Annotated in this window: 21 protein-coding genes and 1 riboswitch; of the genes, 18 read left to right on the forward strand and 3 right to left on the reverse strand. The window is 72.5% G+C overall.

Annotated features, from left to right (window positions below):
* Positions 1 to 223: 223 nt before the first annotated feature.
* From tgt to AC07UH_RS17205, 4 genes are all read left to right on the forward strand, one after another.
* Positions 224 to 1,360, forward strand: coding sequence for a tRNA guanosine(34) transglycosylase Tgt (gene tgt, locus AC07UH_RS17190; protein WP_495181260.1), 1,137 nt, complete (start codon positions 224 to 226; stop codon positions 1,358 to 1,360).
* A gap of 1 nt (position 1,361) precedes the next feature.
* The gene (locus AC07UH_RS17195) at positions 1,362 to 1,550 is read left to right on the forward strand and encodes a hypothetical protein (protein WP_038665407.1); all 189 of its coding nucleotides are present in this window, start codon (positions 1,362 to 1,364) and stop codon (positions 1,548 to 1,550) included.
* A gap of 334 nt (positions 1,551 to 1,884) precedes the next feature.
* On the forward strand, positions 1,885 to 2,088 hold the full coding sequence (locus tag AC07UH_RS17200) for a DUF5818 domain-containing protein (RefSeq protein ID WP_038665404.1): 204 nt from the start codon (positions 1,885 to 1,887) through the stop codon (positions 2,086 to 2,088).
* The gene (locus AC07UH_RS17205; protein WP_137899007.1) at positions 2,085 to 2,360 is read left to right on the forward strand and encodes a hypothetical protein; all 276 of its coding nucleotides are present in this window, start codon (positions 2,085 to 2,087) and stop codon (positions 2,358 to 2,360) included. The genes AC07UH_RS17200 and AC07UH_RS17205 overlap by 4 nt, the downstream gene beginning before the upstream one ends.
* Before the next feature lies 1 nt (position 2,361).
* Here AC07UH_RS17205 and AC07UH_RS17210 read toward each other — a convergent pair whose 3' ends face one another.
* Both AC07UH_RS17210 and AC07UH_RS17215 read right to left on the reverse strand, forming a co-directional pair.
* The gene (locus AC07UH_RS17210; RefSeq protein ID WP_495181259.1) at positions 2,362 to 3,495 is read right to left on the reverse strand and encodes a metallophosphoesterase; all 1,134 of its coding nucleotides are present in this window, start codon (positions 3,493 to 3,495) and stop codon (positions 2,362 to 2,364) included.
* 50 nt (positions 3,496 to 3,545) lie between these two features.
* Positions 3,546 to 3,752 (reverse strand): hypothetical protein, encoded by a 207-nt coding sequence (locus AC07UH_RS17215; protein WP_137899009.1) that lies wholly within the window; start codon positions 3,750 to 3,752, stop codon positions 3,546 to 3,548.
* A 180-nt stretch (positions 3,753 to 3,932) separates the two neighbouring features.
* Between AC07UH_RS17215 and AC07UH_RS17220 the strand changes: the two genes are divergently transcribed.
* From AC07UH_RS17220 to cobJ, 7 genes are all read left to right on the forward strand, one after another.
* A complete protein-coding gene (locus AC07UH_RS17220; protein WP_137899010.1) occupies positions 3,933 to 4,304 on the forward strand; it encodes a response regulator in 372 nt (123 codons plus the stop codon).
* A gap of 239 nt (positions 4,305 to 4,543) precedes the next feature.
* Positions 4,544 to 4,774: riboswitch (cobalamin riboswitch) on the forward strand.
* Positions 4,775 to 4,954: 180 nt separating this feature from the next.
* On the forward strand, positions 4,955 to 5,998 hold the full coding sequence (gene cobW, locus AC07UH_RS17225) for a cobalamin biosynthesis protein CobW (protein ID WP_495181258.1): 1,044 nt from the start codon (positions 4,955 to 4,957) through the stop codon (positions 5,996 to 5,998).
* Positions 5,999 to 6,007: 9 nt separating this feature from the next.
* Complete coding sequence (gene cobN, locus AC07UH_RS17230) at positions 6,008 to 9,262, forward strand: cobaltochelatase subunit CobN (protein WP_495181257.1); 3,255 nt, start codon at positions 6,008 to 6,010, stop codon at positions 9,260 to 9,262.
* Entirely contained in the window at positions 9,259 to 10,509 is a 1,251-nt protein-coding gene (locus AC07UH_RS17235) for a ferredoxin-like domain-containing protein (RefSeq protein ID WP_495181256.1), read from the forward strand. Before cobN ends, AC07UH_RS17235 begins: the two co-directional genes overlap by 4 nt.
* On the forward strand, positions 10,499 to 11,128 hold the full coding sequence (locus AC07UH_RS17240; protein WP_038665383.1) for a precorrin-8X methylmutase: 630 nt from the start codon (positions 10,499 to 10,501) through the stop codon (positions 11,126 to 11,128). The genes AC07UH_RS17235 and AC07UH_RS17240 overlap by 11 nt, the downstream gene beginning before the upstream one ends.
* Positions 11,125 to 11,850: a precorrin-2 C(20)-methyltransferase gene (gene cobI, locus AC07UH_RS17245; RefSeq protein ID WP_495181255.1), complete on the forward strand. Its 726-nt coding sequence runs from the start codon at positions 11,125 to 11,127 to the stop codon at positions 11,848 to 11,850. The genes AC07UH_RS17240 and cobI overlap by 4 nt, the downstream gene beginning before the upstream one ends.
* Entirely contained in the window at positions 11,847 to 12,599 is a 753-nt protein-coding gene (cobJ, locus tag AC07UH_RS17250) for a precorrin-3B C(17)-methyltransferase (protein WP_495181254.1), read from the forward strand. The genes cobI and cobJ overlap by 4 nt, the downstream gene beginning before the upstream one ends.
* On the opposite strand, the gene AC07UH_RS17255 is transcribed toward cobJ, so the two are convergent.
* Entirely contained in the window at positions 12,578 to 13,324 is a 747-nt protein-coding gene (locus AC07UH_RS17255) for a cobalt-precorrin-6A reductase (RefSeq protein WP_495181253.1), read from the reverse strand. The two genes, cobJ and AC07UH_RS17255, sit on opposite strands and share 22 nt — an antisense overlap.
* Here AC07UH_RS17255 and cbiE point away from each other — a divergent pair.
* The 7 genes from cbiE to bluB are packed head-to-tail and all read left to right on the forward strand — an operon-like array spanning position 13,323 to position 19,112.
* A complete protein-coding gene (gene cbiE, locus AC07UH_RS17260; RefSeq protein WP_495181252.1) occupies positions 13,323 to 14,525 on the forward strand; it encodes a precorrin-6y C5,15-methyltransferase (decarboxylating) subunit CbiE in 1,203 nt (400 codons plus the stop codon). The genes AC07UH_RS17255 and cbiE overlap by 2 nt on opposite strands.
* Positions 14,522 to 14,890 carry a cobalamin biosynthesis protein gene (locus AC07UH_RS17265; RefSeq protein WP_495181251.1) on the forward strand — a complete coding sequence of 123 codons (369 nt, stop codon included), beginning with the start codon at positions 14,522 to 14,524 and terminating at the stop codon, positions 14,888 to 14,890. Before cbiE ends, AC07UH_RS17265 begins: the two co-directional genes overlap by 4 nt.
* Positions 14,887 to 15,675 (forward strand): precorrin-4 C(11)-methyltransferase, encoded by a 789-nt coding sequence (cobM, locus tag AC07UH_RS17270; RefSeq protein ID WP_495181250.1) that lies wholly within the window; start codon positions 14,887 to 14,889, stop codon positions 15,673 to 15,675. The genes AC07UH_RS17265 and cobM overlap by 4 nt, the downstream gene beginning before the upstream one ends.
* Positions 15,672 to 16,991: a cobyrinic acid a,c-diamide synthase CobB gene (locus AC07UH_RS17275; protein WP_495181249.1), complete on the forward strand. Its 1,320-nt coding sequence runs from the start codon at positions 15,672 to 15,674 to the stop codon at positions 16,989 to 16,991. Before cobM ends, AC07UH_RS17275 begins: the two co-directional genes overlap by 4 nt.
* Positions 16,988 to 17,710: a uroporphyrinogen-III C-methyltransferase gene (cobA, locus tag AC07UH_RS17280; protein ID WP_038665359.1), complete on the forward strand. Its 723-nt coding sequence runs from the start codon at positions 16,988 to 16,990 to the stop codon at positions 17,708 to 17,710. The genes AC07UH_RS17275 and cobA overlap by 4 nt, the downstream gene beginning before the upstream one ends.
* Positions 17,707 to 18,474: a precorrin-6A synthase (deacetylating) gene (gene cobF, locus AC07UH_RS17285; protein WP_495181248.1), complete on the forward strand. Its 768-nt coding sequence runs from the start codon at positions 17,707 to 17,709 to the stop codon at positions 18,472 to 18,474. Before cobA ends, cobF begins: the two co-directional genes overlap by 4 nt.
* Positions 18,471 to 19,112, forward strand: coding sequence for a 5,6-dimethylbenzimidazole synthase (gene bluB / locus AC07UH_RS17290; protein WP_495181247.1), 642 nt, complete (start codon positions 18,471 to 18,473; stop codon positions 19,110 to 19,112). Before cobF ends, bluB begins: the two co-directional genes overlap by 4 nt.
* Position 19,113 lies beyond the last annotated feature (1 nt).

The raw sequence follows: 19,113 nt of genomic DNA on the forward strand, positions 1-19,113 counted from the left end.
GCCATAAGGCGTTGCTTTGCTTGATCCTAGGCTCCTGCTTTCGCAGGAGCACTGTACTGCTCAACCGATGATGCGGACCTTCGGCGAGGTGTCGGTTTGATCCGGTGTGACGAAGGAGCGAACGCGCGAAATCCCTGAGGTCGTTCCAGCCGCCAGCCCATCGCCTTGCTATCGCACCCCGACGCTCGACACCGCGCGCCGGCTTCGCCAAAGCGGGACGATCATGTCCCCGCGTTTCGCCTTCACCATCGCCGCCACCGACGGCCGTGCCCGCACCGGCTCCATCCAGATGCAGCGCGGCACGATCCGCACCCCCGCCTTCATGCCGGTCGGCACCGCCGCCACGGTTAAGGCGATGAAGCCGGCGGACGTCGCGGCGAGCGGCGCCGACATCATCCTCGGCAACACCTATCACCTGATGCTGCGTCCCGGTGCGGAACGGGTGGCGCGGCTCGGCGGGCTCCACGCCTTCATGGGGTGGGAGCGGCCGATCCTCACCGATTCGGGCGGCTATCAGGTGATGAGCCTCGCCGATCTCACCAAACGCTCCGAGGAGGGCGTGTCGTTCAAGTCGCATCTCGACGGCACCCGCCATCTGCTCAGCCCGGAACGGTCGATCGAGATCCAGCGCCTGCTCGGCTCCAACATCGTCATGGCCTTCGACGAACTGGTGCCGACCACCTCGACGCGCGAGGTACAGGCCGCGGCGATGGAGCGCTCGATGCGCTGGGCGAAGCGCAGCCGCGCCGCGTTCGACGCGGGCGGCGACCATGGCGCCAACAATGCGATCTTCGGCATCCAGCAGGGCGCGCTCGACGAGGGGCTGCGCAAGGCGTCGGCGGACGCGCTCGTCGACATCGGCTTCGACGGCTATGCGGTCGGCGGCCTCGCCGTCGGCGAGGGGCAGGAGGCGATGTTCGGCTGCCTCGACTTTGCGCCCGCGCAGCTGCCGGCGGATCAGCCGCGTTATCTGATGGGGGTCGGCAAGCCCGACGATATCGTCGGCGCGGTCGAGCGCGGCATCGACATGTTCGACTGCGTGATGCCGACGCGGTCCGGACGGACGGGGCAGGCCTTTACCCGCGACGGGCCGATCAACCTGCGCAACGCCAGATTCGCCGAGGACCAGGGGCCGCTCGACGCCGAATGCGCCTGCCCCGCCTGCACGACGTGGAGCCGGGCCTATATCCATCATCTCGTCCGGTCCGGCGAGATTCTCGGCGCAATGCTGATGACCGAGCATAACATCTGGTTCTACGAATGCTTGATGGCGGACCTGCGACGCGCCATTGCAGCCCAGGAACTGACCCCGTTCGCGAACGCGTTCCGCGCGCGCTACAAGCGGGGCAAGGGAGAGTAATATGTCGGATCAGCCCAATGAGATTCTCGCCGCGGCCGCCGCGGCCAAGGCGCAACAGGATGCCGCCGCGAACACGCGCGATCCGTCGACCAAGAGCCATTGGCCGATGCGGATCATCGGTGTCGGCATCGGCTCCGCCGCGGTGGCGGCAGCGGTCCTTTTCGCCAATTCGGGCAAGAAGCGCGACTGACCGGCCCGGAACGCCGCATTGGTTGCGATTGCAAACTTTGCAGGTTGAGCGCTACCATTTGCACTTGCGAGATCGGGTGCTGCGCTGCACAAAGAGCGTGCCTTTCAGGCATCCTCTCCTAAAAACTTTTACGGCCGGTCGTTTCGATCGGCCTTTCTTTTTGTCCCGATCTCCGGCAGGTTCCAGTTACCGTGTCCGGGCGGATCGAAACAGAAACGGCAGGAGAGGAGCCGCCGGCAAGACCGGCAACGGCCCGACCGGTTGGGCGGGGGATCGAGCCTTCGGCTCTCCCCCGCCGCCTGTTCCGGCATCCCAGCACGAGGCCCAATTCCTTATGATCGCAATCGGAACCCGGGTCGATGAAACCGGCACGTTGATCCGCGACGGCGGCGCCTTCTACCTGCGCCGCGATTCGGGCGGGCGGTTCGAGCTGGAGCTTCATCGCACGCCTGTCGATCTGGTCGAGAAACGCGTGCGGCTGGTCGGCACGTTGGTCGGGCCGGATCTGGTCAATGCCGACGGCGTGGCCCCGGTTTGAAGACCCCGCCCCCTTCCGACGATTATGCCCGCGGCCGGCGCGACGGATTGCGGCTGGCGCTGGCGATCCTCGCCGTCGAAGAGGCGAAATGGGCGGCGTTGCTCGGCGAGAGCCCGTCGTGGCGGACCAATGCGACGCGCGAGGTGCGCTACAAGACGCTTCAGGTCGCGCAGACCCGCGTGCAGACCGCACTCAACCGTCTCACGCCGAAGGGCGAAGCGGCGGCGATCGACGCCGAACTCGCCGCCGCGCTCGACAAGCTCGGTCTGTAGCTCAGCCTCCGCCAGCTGCGGCGCGGAGCGTGATCCGGGTGATCTCCGGCGGCCGGCCGAGGCGTAGCGCGAAGCCCGGCCACAGGCCGGTGCCGTTGCTGACGTAGAGCGTCATGCCGTCCACCGCATAACGGCCCGACACGAAGCCGCCGTTCGCGGGCCTGAACAATCGGTCGAGCCCGACGATCATCCCGCCATGCGTGTGGCCGGACAGTTGCAGCGCGACCCCGCGCGCCGCCGCCCGACGCGCGTTGCGCGGCTGATGGTCGAGCAGGAGGACTGGCGCGCCCGGCGGGCGGCGTGACAGTGCGGCGTCGAGATCGGGGCCGGGCTCGCCATGCGACGGCGCGGAGGCGTCGGTGACCCCGGCGAGCACCAGCCCGTCGCCGCCACGCGTCAGCACGCGATGCGCGTTCGGCAGCATGCGAAAGCCGAGCCCGGCGAGGTGCCGCATCCAGCCGCCGTAATCGAAGAAATATTCGTGGTTGCCGGGAATGGCGTAGACGCCGTCGGGCGCACGCAATCCGGCGAGCGGGGCGACGTCGGCGCGGCGCATGTCGACCGATCCGTCGATGAAGTCGCCGGTGACGACGATCAGGTCGGCCCCCGCGGCATTGGTGCGATCGACGACGGCACGGGTCCAGCGCTGCGGAAACAGACGGCTGATATGCAGGTCGGTGAGCTGGATCAGCCGGTAGCCGTCGAACGACGGCGGCAGGTCGCGCACCGCGACGGTGATGTCGCGCACCGGCGGCACGCGGATCGCCCCGGCGACGCCGATCGCAGCGAGCAGCGCCGCGACGCCGGCGATGCCATAGCGGGCCGCATCGGGCGCCCCCACCACCTCGCGCCGCACCACCATCGTAGCGAGCGTGCCGAGATCGAGCACGATCTGCAGCAGCGCGAGCAACAGGATGGCGCCGAAGGCCCAGTTGAACAGGATGACGATCGCGCGCGGGAATTCCGGCGCGAACACCGATCCCGACGAGAGGCGGCTCCATAAATGATATTGCGAGGCGGCGAGCAGCGTCACCGCGACGCCGCCCTTCGCCCAAAGCGGCAGGGACAGCGGCAGCAGCCAACGGACGATGACGTACAGGGACGGCGTCGCAAAGATCAGGTGGAAGATCGTCATTCTCCTTGCGGCACCGTGCCGCCGCTGCCTCGCAAGCGCCGTCCCGTCGCTCAGCTCGGGTGGGCGGCGCTCTCGGCGGCGGCGTCGCTGGCATCGGTCGGCGTCACCGCGACCGCGCCGACATCCGCCTCGGCCTGTTCGGCGAGCTTCATCTGCTCATAGGCGATCTCGAGATCGGCGACACCCGATCCGGTCGGCTGGATCGGCAGGTCGCCGTAGCTTTCGGCGGGGCCATTCTGATCGGTCGTGTCGGTCATCATTCTCTCCTCGTGCGCGGCGTCAACGCACCGTGCCGGGGACCGGACGCATCGCCCGTCGAACATGCGGAAAATGACCTCTATCAGGAACTTAGATCAGCATGACGCATTAGGAACCGGTTCGGGAGACGGCGTCGCCACCTCTGGCCTGCCGGCCCCCGGATACTGCCGGGAGCGGTCATGACCCATGTGCTGATCATCGAGGATTCCTATTTGTTCGGCCAGTTCGTCGCCGACGCCGCGGTGCTCGCCGGTGCCGGCAGCACGGAGATCGTGGAGACGCAGGAAGCGGCGGAAGCGGCGGCGCAGCGCTGCATGCCGGGCATGATCATCGCCGACGTCAAGCTCGTCCACGGCTCCGGGGTCCGTGCGGTCGAGCGGATCGCCAAGGGACGCCGCATCCCGATCCTCTACGTCACCGGCTATCCCGAACGCTGCGGCGAATGCCCGCCGGGATCGACGGTGATCGAAAAGCCGGTGTCGCACGATACGCTGCAACGCTCGATCAGCCGGCTGATCGAGGATGAGGCCGCACACCTCGCGGCGCATTGACGGGGCGGGGTGGAGCCGCCGCCGGCATGATGCGGCGACGGCTCCGACAGTCCTGGAGAACTGCACACGAAGGATCGGGAGAACCCTTCCTGCTGCGCACGGGCTCTAATGGTTAACGGCGGCAAGTCGACCGGAAACGGGCTATGTACGAAACCGTACACAGCGATCGCCGTCTCCGCCCGCCTGCGCGATTGGCAAAGCCGGCGGTAGCGGCTAAGTCGACCGGCGGCGCCGGTCTCCGGTGCCATGATCGCGTCGGTGCCCTTCGCAAGAGGGCGTAAATGGGAATGCGGTGCGGGGCCTCGGCTCCAATGCCGCGGCTGTCCCTGCAACTGTAAGCGGCGAGCGACGGACACATGCCTTCCCCCCGCGGGAAGGCGGCCACTGGCAAGGGTTCGCCCGATCCGGGAAGGCCGTGCCCCGAGCGACGACCCGCGAGCCAGGAAACCTGCCGGCGATAGGGTCGCTCTTGCTTTGGTCCAGGGGATGGCCGGGGCACGGTGTTCCGTCTGAGCGACGAAGACCCATGCGGTTGGCCCGCATCGGTGCGTGGCGCGGGCGACATGCGAAGCGCCCGTCCGTCGCTCGCGCATCGGCGATATGTGGCCCCACCGTGTTCTCGTCGTCGCGGCGCTCGCGAAGGAACATCCGTGGCCGATCCACAACTCGCCAAGATCCCCGTCACCATCGTCACCGGCTTCCTCGGCGCCGGCAAGACGACGCTGATCAGCCATCTGATCCGCAACGCCAACGGCCGCCGGCTCGCGGTGGTGGTCAACGAATTCGGCACCTTGGGTGTCGACGGCGACATCCTTAAGGGCTGCGCGATCCCCGATTGCCCGGCGGAGAATGTCGTCGAGCTGGCCAATGGCTGCATCTGCTGCACCGTCGCCGACGATTTCATCCCGACGGTGGAGACCTTGCTCGCGCTCGACCCGCGCCCCGACCATATCCTCATCGAGACATCAGGCCTGGCGCTGCCCAAGCCGCTGCTGAAGGCGTTCGACTGGCCGGCGATCCGCTCGCGCATCACCGTCGACGGCGTCATCGCGCTGGCCGACGCCGAGGCGGTCGCCGCCGGTCGCTTCGCCACCGATGTCGCCGCGCTCGACGCGCAGCGCGCCGCCGATCCGGGGATCGACCACGAGACGCCGCTGGCGGAGGTGTTCGAGGACCAGCTCGCCTGTGCCGACATGGTGCTGCTGACCAAGGCCGACCTCGCCGGGCCGGAGGGCGTCGCCGCCGCCCGAGCGGTGATCGCCGCCGAGGCGCCGCGGCCGGTGCCGGTGGTCGAGCTGACCGACGGCGTGATCGATCCCGCGGTGATCCTCGGTCTCGACGCCGCGGCCGAGGACGACATCGCCGCCCGCCCCTCGCATCATGACGGCGAGGACGAGCATGAGCACGACGATTTCGACAGCCTCGTCCACGAAACCGGCGAGATCGACGATCCCGCCGATCTGGTCGCGCGGATCGAACGGCTCGCGCGCGAGTCCGACGTGCTGCGCGTCAAGGGCTATGCGGCGGTGCGCGGCAAGCCGATGCGGCTGCTCGTCCAGGCGGTCGGCGCGCGGGTGCGGACGCAATACGACCGGCCGTGGCGGCCGGGCGAGGCGCGCGCCACCCGGCTGGTCGTGATCGCCGAGCGCGACCGCATCGACCCCGCGACGATCGGGCCCGTGCTGAACGGCTGAGCCCCCACGATGCACGTCGTCTTCCGCGAGAGCCACGGCCTGGAGGAGATCGCGACGCCGCGCGATCTCGGCCAGCGGCCGGCGGATCTCGTCGTCCTGTCCTTCTCCGACAGCGACCTCGGCGCATTCGCCGCGGGCTGGCATGCCGCGCGCGGTGGCGGCGTGCCGCTGCCGTCGCTGCGGCTCGCCAACCTCGCCGATCTCGCGCATCCCCTGTCGGTCGACACCTATGTCGAGCGGACGCTGGCGGGTGCGAAGGGCATCCTGATCCGGCTGATCGGCGGGCGGTCCTATTGGTCCTACGGCCTGCAACAGGTCGAGGCGCTGGCGCGGGCGCAGGGCATCGCGCTGGCGGTGCTCGCCGCCGACGGGCGCGAGGACGCCGCGCTGGCCGCCGCCTCCACGGTGCCGGGCTCGACGCTCGGCCGGCTCGCCGCCTTGTGCGACACCGGCGGCGCGGTCGCGGCGCAGGCGGCGCTGGCGCAGCTCGCGCTCGCCGCGGGGCTGGCGGCGGGACCGGTAGGCGGGGTGCGTGCGGTTCCGCCGGTCGGCGGCTGGACGCAGACGGACGGCGTCACCTGCCCCGCGGCGCTCGCGATCCGGCCGGAGGCGCGGCCGCGGGTGCTGCTCACCTTCTACCGCTCCTATCTGCTCGCCGCCGATCTCGATCCGGTCGCGGCGCTCGCCGGGGCGCTGGCGGCGCGCGGCTTCGACGTCGTCCCGCTGTTCGCGCCGTCGCTCAAGGACGCGCACGCGCGCGGCTGGATCGCGCGCTGGGTCAAGGCGCTGGCCCCGGTCGCGATCCTCAACGCCACCGCCTTCTCGGCGCGCGACGAGACCGAGTCGCCGCTCGACGGCGCCGACGTGCCGGTCTTCCAGGTCGCGCTCGCCACCTCGACGCAGGCCGCCTGGGCGGAGAGCGCGCGCGGGCTGTCGCCCGCCGATCTCGCGATGCACGTCGTCCTGCCCGAGGTCGACGGCCGCATCTTCGCCGGGATCGCCAGTTGCAAGCAGGATGCGGTGCGCGACCCCGATCTCGATTACGCCCGCCGCGCGCATCGCGCCGACCCCGCCCGCATCGCGGCGATCGCCGATCGCGTCGCCGCCTGGGTCTCGCTCGGCCGGACCGCACCGGCGGCGCGGCGGCTGGCGCTGATCCTCTCCACCTATCCCGGCAAGAGCCACCAGATGGCGCATGCGGTCGGGCTCGACGCGCTCGCCTCGGCCGAGGCGATGCTCGCCGATCTCGCCACGGCCGGACATGCCGCCACCGCCGGCGTACCGCTGGCCGAGGCCTTGGCGGCGGAGTGGCTATGCTGGCCGGTCGCCGCCTATCGCGCCGCGCTCGCCGCCTTGCCGCCCAGCCTGCGCGACGATCTCGCCGCAGCCTGGGGCGAGCCCGAGCATGATCCCGCGGTCGCCGACGGCGCCTTCCGCTTCGCCGCGACGCGGCGCGGCGCGACGCTGGTCGCGCTCCAGCCCGAACGCGGCACGCCCGCGACCCGCGCCGACGATTATCACGATCTGTCGCGCGTTCCCCGCCATGGCTATGTCGCTTTCTACCTCTGGCTGCGCAGCCGCGGGTGCCATGCGGCGATCCAGATCGGTGCGCACGGCACGCTCGAATGGCTGCCCGGCAAGGCGGTGGCGCTGTCCGACGCCTGCTGGCCGGAGGCGCTGACCGGGTCCTTGCCGATCCTTTATCCGTTCATCGTCAACGATCCCGGCGAGGCGGCGCAGGCCAAGCGCCGCACCGCCGCGGTGACGCTCGGCCATCTGCCGCCGCCGATGATCGCGGCGGACGGCGGCGTGGGTCTCGCGCGGATCGAGACGCTGCTCGACGAATTCTCCAATGCCGACGGGCTCGACCCGGCGCGGCGCGACCGGTTGCAGCGCGACATCGCCGAGGAGGCGCAGGCGATCGGACTCGCCGCCGAACTCGATCTCGCCGGCGCGGCCACCGCCGCCGAGGCGATCACCCGCATCGACGCCTTCGTCTGCGACGTGAAGGACAGCCGCTTCGGCGACGGCCTGCACGTCTTCGGGCGCGGCGCGTGCGGCGCGGCGGAGCGCGACGGCCTGCTCGCCGCGCTCGCCGGCCGCCGCGTCGCCGCCGGCCCGGCGGGATCGCCGCATCGCGGCCGTACCGACGTGCTGCCGACCGGGCGCAACCTGTTCGCGGTCGATCCGCGCGCGGTGCCGTCGCGCTCGGCGCATGTGCAGGGCCAGCGACTCGCCGACGAATTGATCCGCCGCCATCTGCAGGATCACGGCGACTATCCGCGCGGCTTGGTGGTCGATCTGTGGGGATCGGCGACGATGCGCACCGCCGGCGAGGAATTCGCGATGGCGCTGCACCTGCTCGGCGCCGCGCCGATCTGGGATACCGGCTCCGATCGCGTCACCGGCGTCGACATCCTGCCGCTCGCGCTGCTCGATCGGCCGCGGATCGACGTGACCTTGCGCATCTCCGGCCTGTTCCGCGACACGTTCGCGCCGCTGTGTACGCTGTTTGGCCAGGCGGTACGGGCGCTGGCGGCGCGCGACGAGCCCGCCGACTGGAACCCGTTCGTCGGCCGTGCCGCCGCGCCGCGCGTCTATGGCCCAGCGCCGGGGCGGTTCGGGCTCGGCTTGGGTGAGGCTGCGGACACCTATACCGACGCCGCGCGCGCAATGGCGGGCGAGGCGTGGCTGGCGGCCTCGTCCTTCGCCTTCGACGACACCGACGCGCGCGCCGATGCCGCCGGCCTGCGCGCGCGCATCGCCGCCGCCGACGCCTTCGTCCATCTGCAGGACCTGCCCGAAAGCGACCTGCTGCTCGCCGCCGATTATGCGGCGCACGAAGGCGGGTTCGCCGCCGCCCAGGCGGTCGCGGGCGGCCGGGCGGCGCTCTATCATCTCGATGCGCGCGATCCCGAGCGGCTGCGCGCGCGCAGCCTGCGCGAGGAGATCGCCCGCGTCGTCCGCGGCCGGGCGACGCAGCCGGCGTGGATCGACGGCATGATGCGCCACGGCTTCCGCGGCGCCGCCGAGATCGCCGCGACGCTCGACCATCTCGGCGCCTTCGCGCATCTCGCGCGCGTGGTGACGCCGGAGCTGATCGACCTTTATCACGACGCGACGCTCGGCCGCGACGCGGTGCGCGCCTTCCTCGCCGCCGCCAATCCCACCGCGCTCGCCGCGATGGAGGCGCGCTTCGCCGCGCTGCATCGCTCGGGCCTGTGGCCGACGCGGCGCAACGCCATTGTGGCGTCGCTGGCATGAGCGTCGTGCGTGGCTGGTGCCCGACCGCATGGCGGCCGATGGCGGCGGGCGACGGGCTGATCCTGCGCGTCCGCCCGCGGCTCGCGCGGCTGACGCCGGCGCAGGCGCGGACGATCGCCGTGGTGGCCCGCACGCATGGCAACGGCCTGATCGACCTCACCAACCGCGCCGCGCTCCAGCTGCGCGGGTTGGACGAGGCGGGCTGGGCGGTCGCCCTCACCGCGCTGGTCGCCGCCGGGCTGGTCGATCCCGATCCGGTCCGCGAGGCCCGCGCGCTGCTGGTCGCGCCCGACTGGCGGGAGGGCGACGACACGCATCGCATCGCCTGCGCGCTGCTCGACCGGCTCGACGCGCTGCCGCCGCTGCCCGGCAAGATCGGCATCGCGATCGATGCGGGGCGCGAACCGGTCCTGATCGACAGCCCCGCCGACTTCCGGATCGAACGCGATGCGACCGGTGGGCTGATCCTGCGCGCAGACGGCCGCGCCGGTGGGTACGCGCTGGCGCCGGGTAAGGAAACGACCGCGCTGATCGCGCTGGCGGAATGGTTCGTCGCCAGCGGCGGCGTCGCGGCGGGACGAATGGCGCGGCATGTCGCCCCGTTGCCGGCGAACCTCGCGGGGGGTGCCACCACCCCCAGTGTTCCCGCCAAAGCGGGAACACAGGACCAAGCAGGACACCGTCTTGGAGTGGGGGCCCTGGGCTCCCACCTTCGCGGGAGAACGGGGGATGGCGTCGGCTTGCGCGAAGATCTCGCCTCCGCCGGGGACCACAATACGCATCCGCTACGACCCACCCAAGGCACCACGATCGGCCTCCCCTTCGGCCGGACCGACGCGGCGATGCTCGCCGATCTCGCCGACCGGCCCGGCGTCACCGGCATCCGCGTGACGCCGTGGCGCAATTTGCTGGTCGAGGGGCTCGATCCCGCCGCCGCCGGCCTCCCCGCCTGCGCGGCTGCGGACCTCGCCGTCGACGCCTGCGTCGGCGCACCCGCCTGTCCGCAGGCGACCGTCGCGACGCGCGCGCTCGCGCTGCGTGTCGCGCCGCACGTCGCCGGACGGCTGCACGTTTCTGGATGCGCCAAGGGCTGCGCCCGCGCCGCCCCCGCCGACGTCGTCGTCACCGGCCGCGACGGCCGTTTCGATCTCGCCTTCCACGCCCGTGCCGGCGATCCCGCCGCCGTCGCCGGCCTGTCGCCCGACGACCTCATCGCCCTGCTCGAAAGCCCCTCCCGTGTCGCATAGCTACGAAACCGACGGCGCCGCAATCTATCGCCGCTCGTTCGCCATCATCCGCGCCGAGGCCGATCTCGCCCGCTTTCCGCCCGAGGAGGAACCGGTCGCGGTGCGGATGATCCATGCCGCCGGACTGGTCGAGCTCGCCGCCGCGATCCGCTTCTCGCCCGGCTTCGCGACCCGCGCCCGCGCCGCGCTCGCCGACGGGGCGCCGATCCTGTGCGACGCGCGCATGGTCAGCGAGGGCATCACCCGCGCCCGCCTGCCCGCCGGCAATGCGGTGATCTGCACGCTGCACGATCCGCAGGTGCCGGCGCGCGCCGCGGCGATGGCCAACACCCGCTCCGCCGCCGCGCTGGAATTGTGGCGGCCGCATCTCGCCGGCGCGGTGGTGGCGATCGGCAACGCGCCGACCGCCTTGTTCCACCTGCTCGATATGCTCGCCGACCCCGCCTGCCCGCGCCCGGCGGCGATCATCGGCTGCCCGGTCGGCTTCGTCGGCGCGTGCGAGTCGAAGGACGCGCTCTGGGCCGAGCAGCCGGTGCCCTGCGCGATCGTCGCCGGGCGGCTCGGCGGCAGCGCGATCACCGTCGCCGCGGTCAACGCGCTGGCGAGCCGCGCCGAATGACGACCGGCACCGTCCATGGCGTCGGCCTCGGCCCCGGCGCCGCCGACCTGATGAGCGTGCGCGCCGACCGGCTGGTGCGCGGCGCGCGCCACCTCGCCTATTTCCGCAAACGGGGTCGCGCCGGCCGTGCCCGCCGGCTGGTCGACGGCCTGTTGCGTGCCGACGTGGTCGAATATGCGATGGACTATCCGGTCACCACCGAGATCGCCGTCGCCGACCCCGCCTATAACGCCTGCCTCGCCGCCTTCTACGCCGACTGTACCGCGCATCTCGCCACGCTGGCGGAAGCGGGCGAGGACGTGGTGGTCCTGTGCGAGGGCGATCCGTTCTTCTACGGATCGTTCATGCACCTGCATGCGCGGCTCGCCGGCCGCGTGCCGGTGCGGATCGTGCCGGGGATCACCGGCATGTCAGGCGCCTGGACCGCGACCGACCGGCCGATCACCTGGGGCGACGACGTGCTGACCATCGCCACCGCGACGCTGCCCGAAGAGGAGCTGACCCGCCGCATCCGCGATACCGATGCGCTGGTGGTGATGAAGATCGGCCGCCACCTCGCCAAGCTGCGCCGCGCGATCGCCGCCGCCGGGCGCACCGACGCGGCCTGGCTGGTCGAATATGCCGCGATGCCGGAAGAACGCGTCACCCCGCTCGCCGAGGCGGGCGAGACCGCACCCTATTTCGCGATCCTGCTGATCCACGGCCAGGGGCGGCGGCCATGAGCGACAGCGGCTGGCTGGCGATCGCCGGGCTGGGACCGGGCGATTCGGCGCTGATCACGCCCGAGGTGACCGACGCGCTAACCCGCGCGACCGACGTGGTCGGCTATATCCCCTATGTCGCGCGGATCGCGCCGCGGCCGGGCCTGCGGCTGCACGCGAGCGACAATCGCGTCGAGATCGATCGTGCCGGCCACGCGCTGCGGCTGGCGGCGGCGGGGGGACGCGTCGTCGTGGTGTCGTCGGGCGATCCCGGCGTGTTCGCAATGGCAGCGGCGGTGTTCGAGGCGCTGGAGGCGGGGCCGCCCGACTGGCGCGACCTCGACATCCGCGTGCTGCCCGGCATCACCGCGATGCTCGCCGCCAGCGCCCGCGCCGGTGCGCCGCTCGGCCATGATTTCTGCGCGATCAACCTCTCCGACAATCTCAAGCCCTGGCCGCTGCTCGCACGCCGGATCGCGCTCGCCGCCGAAGCGGATTTCGCCATCGCCTTCTACAATCCGCGCTCGCGCGCGCGGCCCGACACGCTCGACGCCGCCTTCGCGATCCTGCGCGAGGCATGCGGCGACGATCGCCCGGTGCTCTTCGCGCGCGCCGTCACCACCGCGGAGGAAGCGCTGCGCATCGTGCCGCTGCCCGCGGCGCGCGGCGCGATGGCCGACATGCGCACGATGGTGATCGTCGGATCGAGCCGCACCCGGCTAATCGCGCGCACCGGCGCGCCGATCCTCTATACGCCGCGCTCGGCATGACCCAGCCACGCCATCACCGCGGCGACGTCGTGCACCTCGGCGCGCGCCGGCAGCATCGGCCGGTCGATCAGCAGCACCGGCAAGCCGAGGTCGCGGGCCGCCGCCAGCTTCGCCGCCGCGCCGCTGCCGCCGGCATTCTTGGCGACGACCAGGTCGATGCCGTGCCGCTCGATCAGCGCGCGGTCGCCAGCGACGGTGAACGGCCCGCGATCGACCACCAGATCGTATTGCGGCAGCGGCGGAGCCACGTCCGGACGGTCGACGAAGCGGAGCAGATACCGATGCTGCGGCCGCGCCGCGAAGGTCTCGACGTGCATCCGCCCGAGCGCGAGCATCACCCGCCGCGCCGGTCCGTCGAGCGCCGCCACCGCGCCGGCGATGTCGGGCACGTGCGTCCAGCGGTCGCCGGCCTGCGCCACCCAGGCCGGGCGGGTCAGCGCGAGCAGCGGCACGCCCGCGGCGGTGGCGGCGGCGACGGCATGGCCACTCATCTGCGCGGCGAAGGGATGGGTGGCGTCGACCAGATGCGTGACGCCCTCCCGCCGGAGATGCTCGGTCAGCCCAGCCACCCCGCCGAAGCCGCCGATCCGCACCGGCACCGGCTGTGCCGCGGGGGCCGCGGTACGTCCGGCATAGCTCAGCGTCGCCGCCACCCCGCGCGCCGCGCAGGCGGCGGCGAGCGCGCTCGCCTCGGTCGTCCCGCCGAGGATCAGGAGATGGGGCATGGCTGAAGGCAATCCGTGGCTGACGATCGTCGGGATCGGCGAGGATGGACCCGCGGGCCTGTCCGCGGCAAGCCGGGCCGCGCTCGACGCGGCGCAATGGGTCACCGGCGCGCGCCGCCATCTCGCGCTGCTGCCGCCGCTCGCCTGCCCGGTCGAACCATGGCCTGTGCCGTTCGAGGCGGGGATCGCGCCGCTGCTCGCGCGGCGCGGGCAGCGCGTGGTGATGCTGGCGTCGGGCGATCCGTTCTGGTTCGGCGCGGGCGGCACGCTCGCCCGCCATCTCACGCCCGGCGAATGGGTCGCCCATCCCGCCCCCTCGACCTTCGCGCTCGCCGCCGCGCAACTCGGCTGGCGGCTGGAGGAGACCGTCTGCCTCGGCCTCCACGCCGCGCCGCCGACGCGGCTGCGCCGGCATCTGGCGCCGGGTGCCCGCGCGATCGTGCTGGTCCGCGACGGCGAGGCGGCGCTGGCCGCCGCGCGCTATGTGACCGACCACGGCTTCGGCGCATCGCGGATCGCCGTCCTCGAAGCGCTCGGCGGTCCCCGCGAACGCATCCGCCACGCCGCCGCGATGGATTTGGCGCTGGACGACATCGCGCATCCCGTCGCGCTGGGCATCGCCTTCGCCGGCGACGGCGCGGTCCTGCCTTGCACCGCCGGCCTCGCCGACGACTGGTTCGCGCATGACGGCCAGATCACCAAGCGCCCGACGCGCGCGCTGACACTCTCGGCACTCGCGCCGCGGCCCGGCGAGACGCTGTGGGACATCGGCAGCGGATCGGGATCGATCGCAATCGAATGGCTGCTCGCCTGCCCCTCGACCCGGGCGATCGGCTTCGAGCGCGATCCCGTCCGCGCTGCCCGCGCGCGCGCCAACGCCGCCGCGCTCGGCGTCGACCGGCTCGACGTCGTCGAGGGCGACGCCCCCGCCGTGCTCGCCGGCCGGTCGCCACCGGATGCGGTGTTCGTCGGCGGCGGGCTCGGCGAGGCTTTGCTCGCCCGGCTGTGGGCCGACCTGCCCGCCGGCACGCGGCTGGTCGCCAATGCGGTGACGCTCGAATCCGAAGCCCTGCTCGCCGGCTGGCACGCGCGGCGCGGCGGGCAAATGCTGCGCATCGAACTCGCCGAAGCGGTGTCGCTCGGCAGCCGCCGCGGCTGGAGGTCGAGCTATCCGCTGGTCCAGTGGAGCGTGACGCTATGATCGTCGCCGGCTTCGGGTGCCGCGCCGGCGCCACCGCCGCATCACTGCACGCCGCACTCGTCGTCGCGAGCGAAGACTATGGCGCGACGATGCTCGCCATCCCCGCCGACCGGCTCGCGATCGCCCGGCCGCTGGCCGACGCGCTCGACCTGCCGCTGGTCGGCATCGCCGCCGATGCGCTCGCCGCCATCGTTACGCCGACCCGCTCGCCCGCCAGCCTCGCCGCACGCGGCACGGGCAGCGTCGCCGAGGCCGCAGCGCTCGCCGCCGCCGGTCGCGGCGCCCGCCTGCTCACATCCCGCCGCATCTCGCCGGACCGTATGGCGACCTGCGCGCTCGCCATCTCACAGGATATTCCCGCATGACCGTCCATTTCATCGGCGCCGGCCCCGGCGCACCCGATCTGCTGACGCTGCGCGGCCGCGACCGCATCGCCGCCTCGCCGGTCTGCCTCTACGCCGGATCGCTGGTGCCCGCCGCGCTGCTCGACCATTGCCCGCCCGGCGCGCGGATCGTGAACACCGCGTCGCTGTCGCTCGACGAGATCGTTGCCGCGATCGTCGCGGCGCACGAGGCGGGTCAGGACGTCGCTCGCCTCCATTCGGGCGATCTGTCGATCTGGTCGGCGATGGGCGAACAGCTCCGCCGGCTGCGCGCATTGGACATCCCGGTCACGATCACCCCCGGCGTGCCCGCCTTCGCCGCCGCCGCGGCGGCGCTGGAGGCCGAACTGACGCTGCCCGGCCTCGCCCAATCGGTGGTGCTGACCCGCACCTCCGGCCGCGCCAGCGCGATGCCGGCGGCGGAGACGCTCGCGGCCTTCGGCGCGACCGGCGCGACGCTCGCCATCCATCTGTCGATTCACCGCCTCGCCGAGATCGCCGCCGAGCTCGCGGACCATTATGGCGCGGACTGTCCGGCGGCGATCGTCTGGCGGGCGAGCTGGCCCGACGAGCGCATCGTCCGCGCCACGCTCGCCACGATCGTCGCGGCGGCGGAGGGCGGCCCCGAGCGCACCGCGCTGATCCTCGTCGGCCGCGTCCTCGCCGCCGAGGGGTTCGGCGACAGCAGCCTCTATTCGCCCGGTTACGATCGTCGCTTCCGCCCGCAATCGGTGGACTCGCGCTTCGCCGGAGGCGATGCGGCATGACGCCCCGCCCCATTCCGGGCCTGATGATCGCCGCGCCCGCCTCGGGCGCCGGCAAGACGACGGTGATGCTCGGCCTGCTCCGCGCCTTCACCGACGCCGGGTTGACCGTGCAGCCGTTCAAGAGCGGCCCCGATTATATCGATCCCGCCTTCCACCGCGCCGCGAGCGGGCGTCCGTCGTTCAACCTCGACAGCTGGGCGATGCCGGCGGCGATGCTCGACGGGCTGGCCGACCGCGCCGGTGATGCCGATCTGGTCCTCGCCGAGGGATCGATGGGGCTGTTCGACGGCGTCGCCCGCGCGGGCGCGACCGGTAATGGCGCGAGCGCCGACATCGCCGCACGGATGGGCTGGCCGGTGGTGCTGGTGCTCGACATATCGGGTCAGGCGCAATCCGCCGCCGCCACTGCCTTGGGCTTCGCGCGCTTCGATCCCGCGGTACGGATCGCCGGGGTGATCCTCAACCGCGTCGCCAGCCCGCGCCACGAACGGCTCGCGCGGGTCGGGATGGCGGCGATCGGCCTCCGCGTCTTCGGCAGCCTGCCGCGGCGCGCCGACCTGCAATTGCCCGAACGCCACCTCGGCCTGGTACAGGCCGCCGAACATCACGATCTCGACGCGCGCATCGCTGCCTATGCCGCCTTCCTGGCGGAGCACGTCGATCTCGACGCGCTCCATGCCGCCGCCGGCGCCGACACGCGCCTGCCGGTCCCATCGACGCCGCTGGTGCCGCCCGCGCAACGCATCGCGCTGGCCCGCGACGCGGCCTTCTCCTTCACCTATCCGCATCTGCTCGACGGCTGGCGCGCCGCCGGTGCCGAAATCCTGCCCTTCTCGCCGCTCGCCGACGAGGCGCCGGACGCCGCCGCCGATCTGGTCTGGCTGCCCGGCGGCTATCCCGAACTCCACGCCGGCCGCCTCGCCGCGGCGGAGCGGTTCCGGGCCGCGCTCCACCTCCATGCCGAAACGCGGCCGGTCCACGGCGAGTGCGGCGGCTATATGGCGCTCGGCGAGGGGCTGATCGATGCCGCCGGCGTGCGCCACCGCATGGCCGGGCTGCTCGGCCTCGTCACCAGCTACGAACGGCGGCGGATGCACCTCGGCTATCGTCGCGCCGCGCTGCACGCGCCGCTCGCCGCGCTGCCGGCGGGGACGACGCTCGCCGGGCACGATTTCCATTATTCGACGATCCTCGACCAGCCCGACGCCGCGCTGGCGCGGGTCATCGATGCAGAGGGGACCGAGCTCGCCGACACCGGTTCGTACCGGCGCCGCGTGTCGGGCACCTTCTTCCACCTGATCGCGGCGGTGGGATGAGCGGCTTCGTCTCCTTCGTCGGCTCGGGACCGGGCGACCCCGAGTTGCTGACGCTGAAAGCGGTCGACCGGCTGCGCGCCGCGGACATCGTGCTGTTCGACGATCTGTCAGCCGGGCCGGTGCTGCGTCACGTCCGCGCCGACGCCGATCTGGTCGCGGTTGGCAAGCGCGCCGGCCGCCCCTCGCCGAGCCAAAGCCACGTCTCGGCCTTGCTCGTCGCGCATGCGGCGACCGGCGCGCGCGTCGTCCGCCTCAAATCGGGCGATCCCGCCATCTTCGGCCGGCTCGAGGAAGAGATCGTCGCGCTGCGCGACGCGGGGATCGGCTTCGAGATCGTCCCCGGCATCAGTTCGGCGAGCGCCGCGGCGGCGGCGGCGGCGATCCCGCTGACCCGGCGGCTGTCGGCGCGGCGCGTCCAGTTCGTCACCGGCCACGACGTCACCGGCACGCTGCCGCAGGCGCGCAACATGGCGGCGCTCGCCGATCCCGACGCGACCACCGTCGTCTTCATGCCCAAACGCACCTTTCCGGCGCTCGCCGACGATCTCGTCGCGCACGGTCTGCCACCCCATACGCCGGCGCTGTTCGCCGAGAACGTCGGCCACCCCGACCAGCGGCTGACCCGCACCACCGTCGCCGCGCTCGCCGACCGCCTGCGCGCGACCGTGTCGGAGGCACCGGCATTGATCCTCTATGGCCCGTTGATGGAGGAGGCGTGATCCACCTTGACCTCATCGGCATCGGCACCGGCAATCCCGATCATCTCACCCGCGCCGCCGAACGCGCGATGCGCGCCGCCGACCTGATCCTGCTGCCGCGCAAGCGCGCCGAAGCCGCCGATCTCCTCGACCTGCGCCGCGCGCTCTGCGCCGAGGTGCTGACCGACACGACGCGCGTCGTGGTCTTCGATTTGCCCGAACGCGCCGCGGACGGCCCCTATCTCGGCCCATATCTTGGGGCGGTGCGCGACTGGCACGACGCCATCACCGCCGCTTGGGCCGGGGCGATCGCCACCAACCTGCCCGCCGGCGGGCGGCTCGCCTTGCTCGTCTGGGGCGACCCCTCGCTCTACGACAGCAGCCTGCGGATCGCCGCGCGCCTGCGCCGTGGCGGCATGGCGCTGACGGTCACGGTGGTGCCCGGCATCACCAGCCTGCAGGCGCTGACCGCCGCGCATGCCATCCCGCTCAACACGCTCGCCGCGCCGGTGCTCGTCACCACCGGCCGCCGGCTGCGCGCGAGCGGCTGGCCGGCGGCCATCGACACGCTGGCGGTGATGCTCGACGGCGATTGCGCATTCACGACGCTCGACCCCGCCGGCGTGACGATCTGGTGGGGCGCCTATCTCGGCATGCCGCAGCAGGCGCTCGCCGCCGGTCCGCTCGCCGACACCGGCGCGGCGATCGTCGCGCGGCGCGCGGCGCTGCGTGCGGACCACGGCTGGATCATGGACACCTATCTCCTGCGCCGGACGGCCGCGTGACCGCCCCCGCTTTCGACGCGGCGCTCCGCGACCGGCTCGACCTGTTGCTCCACTGGCGCCGCGACGTGCGCCATTTCCGCCGCGATCCGGTGGCGGAGGGGGCGATGCAGGCGCTGTTCGCCGCCGCGGCGCTGGCGCCCTCGGTCGGCAACGCCCAGCCGTGGCGCTTCGTGCGGCTGCGCTCGCCCGGCCTGCGCGAGACGCTCGCCGCGCATGTCGATAGCGCCAGCGCCGCGGCGGCCGACCGGCTGCCCGATGCCGAGCGCCGCGCGCGATATGCCCGGCTCAAGCTGCACGGGTTGCGCGAGGCGCCCGAATTGCTCGCGGTGTTCAGCGACGAGGCGCCCGCCGCCGGCCACGGCCTCGGCCGCGCGACGATGCCGGAGATGCTGCGCTATTCCACCGTCATGGCGATCCACACGCTGTGGCTCGCCGCCCGCGCGCGCGGCATCGGCCTCGGCTGGGTTTCGATCCTCGATCCGACCTATGTCACCGCCCTGCTCGACGTACCGGCGGAGTGGACGCTGATCGCTGTGCTCTGCATCGGCTATCCCGAGGCACCTGCCGCCACCCCCGAACTGGCGCGCCGCGGCTGGCAGGCGCGCGAACCGCTCGCCGACCGCATCGTCGAACGCTGAC

This window comes from Sphingomonas sp. GW821-FHT04B01 (assembly GCF_059420425.1).